This window comes from Microbacterium sp. C448 (assembly GCF_000582705.2).
GTDB lineage: Bacteria > Actinomycetota > Actinomycetes > Actinomycetales > Microbacteriaceae > Microbacterium > Microbacterium lacus_A.
Genome location: NZ_HG779811.1, coordinates 1 through 2,155, shown reverse-complemented (window position 1 = coordinate 2,155; position 2,155 = coordinate 1). Strand labels below are relative to the sequence as shown.

Sequence of the window (2,155 nt, the reverse complement as noted above, 5' to 3'; positions counted from 1 at the left end):
TAACGGAAGGATCTGACCCACGCACCTAGGTTGTTTTGGGCCATGCAACGGGGCCGGGTGGATCTGGTCTTATTGCAAGCGCCCCACCTGGACAGCCGCGGCGGTCGCGCTGCTGGCCCTGGCCGCGCTCTGGTTCATCAATCGCAACCTGTGGGCCTTGGCGGTGTTGCCGCTGCTCCTGGTCGCCTCTCGCATTGATCTGTCCATGCCGCGCCTGCGCTGGGCTTTCTATGCCTATTACCCGCTGCACCTGGCTGCGCTCTGGTTGATCCGCATTCCCATGAGCAAGGCCGGATACCTATTCTTTTGATTGGAGTCTGTCCGATGCGTAAAGCGTTCTTCCTGGCCATTTCCTTGGCGTCCATGATCTTCGCGCAAGGCGCGCTGGCCGCCGACTACGGCACCGCCCATAGCACGCCTGTTTCCTCGATGGTGATGGTTTCCTTCCCGGACAGCAGCACCACGTTCCAGCCGCCGGCGGACGTGGCCGCCGTCCTTGCTGACGCCCGCGCCGCCTCGATGATCTATGTCAACGGCCGCACCAGTACGAACCGGCCCAGCGCCCGCGATGAAATCCTGGCATTGAAGCGTGCCTTGTCGGCGCGCAAGTACCTGGTGGATCGTGGCGTGTCGCCGCTCAAGATCATGGTGAATTTCGCGTCGGCCGCCGACTACGTGACCGAGAACATCACGCCCGAAGGGCGCTACCAGAACCAACGTGTTGAAATCGAATTGATCTACGTGCCCATGTTCTAGGCACGGGCCGTCCACTTTTTTCACTGATAAGGAGTTTGCTGCATGAAATCTATAAACCGCCTAGCTCTTGCTTTGCCGATCCTGGCCCTTGCCGGTTGCGCCGCGCTGGATCAGGTCGCCAAGGACATTCAAAAGGCCACGGCCCCGGTCATGGTGACGGATACGCTGCCGCAGATTTGCCAAGCGGCGAAGAACAACCAGGTGCAAGCCAATAGCACGTATGTCGGTAAGGGCCTGGCCATGACTGGCGAAGTCCGGTCAGTCAATGAAGGCTTCCAGCCTCACTATCGCGTGCTGTTGAAAGCTGGCCAAGTGTCGATTCACGCCGGCACCGACAACAAGGCCAACGTCACCGCGTTGACAGTCGGCAAGACGGCCCGCGCCTCCGGTGTCATTACGGACGTGTCCTATGACTTCAACGGCTGCGCAATCTCTTTGAAAGACGCGACGTTCTAGCCCAGCAAGGAAACGGCCGCCGATCATGGACATTAAGCGAAAGAATCATCCGCTTAACATTTCTGCGATATTGGACGTACTAGCCCCGCTGGCATGGGTAGCATTGGTATCACTTGTTGCTCTAGCTGGCAGGGCAGTCGGCAATGACTGGATGTTGTTCGGCGGCCTGTGGTTTGCCTTAGCTGTTGCGGCTGGCTTATGGGCTTCCAGACAACCCTGGATTGTGAGAACGGGAAATCCGATAGAACGCCGTATCGGAATCGGTCTTTCCGTCGCCCTGATTCCTGTTTTGACCTATGCCATAGCTCTGCTGTCTGGCATTGCGCTAGAACGAGTTTCAAGCGAGCGATACGCTGCCGCCCGCAGCGCCTTTGTGGCCGACGCGGACGGCTTCCCCTTCCTTAAAAAGTTTGCGCTTGAACATTACGGTGTGCATGTCGTGCTTTCATCCGCTGTGTCTGGTTGGAACACGAACACCGTTGCACTACCACACTCGATCCCGGCGCTTATGTACGTAGGGCCTGGCTACTGTGATCTGGTCTTGAATCCGGCGAATGTCCTAAAAGGCTTCACCGGCTCCGACCCCACCCCTTGGATTAAAGGGGTTATGGTGCATGAACTTGCGCACTGTCTGGACGTTTCCCGCGATATGCCCAGCTTTACAGGCCGCGATATCGGCACCCGCTCTATCGCTCCTGGTGCGGCTGTTAGCGCGGTGACTCTGGAACAGCACCTAGAGGCCGCGTCACGGCTTCCATCGCAAGTATGGCGTGAAGCCTTGGCAGATAGCTTTACTGTCGGCTTTTGGCGAATGACCGAACCCAGCGCCGACCAACTTATTACCGATCTCCTTGAAAAGCGTTCCAGCGGTGATGCCGCGCACTACACAAGCTGCTGGATCGAACAGGCAATGCAAACCCCCCTGCCCCGCTCGATGCCGGCA

The 2,155-nt window shown here is 58.3% G+C and carries 4 protein-coding genes; all 4 read left to right on the top strand.

Going from position 1 to position 2,155, the window contains the following annotated elements:
• Positions 1-61 precede the first annotated feature (61 nt).
• Positions 62-310, top strand: a complete 249-nt coding sequence (locus tag MIC448_RS15095; RefSeq protein WP_269800302.1) for a TraX family protein — start codon at positions 62-64, stop codon at positions 308-310.
• Between the two features lie 14 nt (positions 311-324).
• Complete coding sequence (locus MIC448_RS15090) at positions 325-756, top strand: OmpA family protein (protein ID WP_011600626.1); 432 nt, start codon at positions 325-327, stop codon at positions 754-756.
• Between the two features lie 42 nt (positions 757-798).
• Entirely contained in the window at positions 799-1,212 is a 414-nt protein-coding gene (locus tag MIC448_RS15085) for a hypothetical protein (protein WP_011600627.1), read from the top strand.
• 25 nt (positions 1,213-1,237) lie between these two features.
• Positions 1,238-2,155 (top strand): hypothetical protein (locus MIC448_RS15080; RefSeq protein ID WP_144238071.1); only part of this gene is annotated, 918 nt, incomplete at its 3' end.

What these genes read in the sequence shown, in the direction of transcription:
- MIC448_RS15090 (WP_011600626.1), top strand. Translation starts at nt 325, where the DNA reads ATGCGTAAAGCGTTCTTCCTGGCCATTTCCTTGGCGTCCATGATCTTC.
- MIC448_RS15085 (WP_011600627.1), top strand. Translation starts at nt 799, where the DNA reads ATGAAATCTATAAACCGCCTAGCTCTTGCTTTGCCGATCCTGGCCCTT.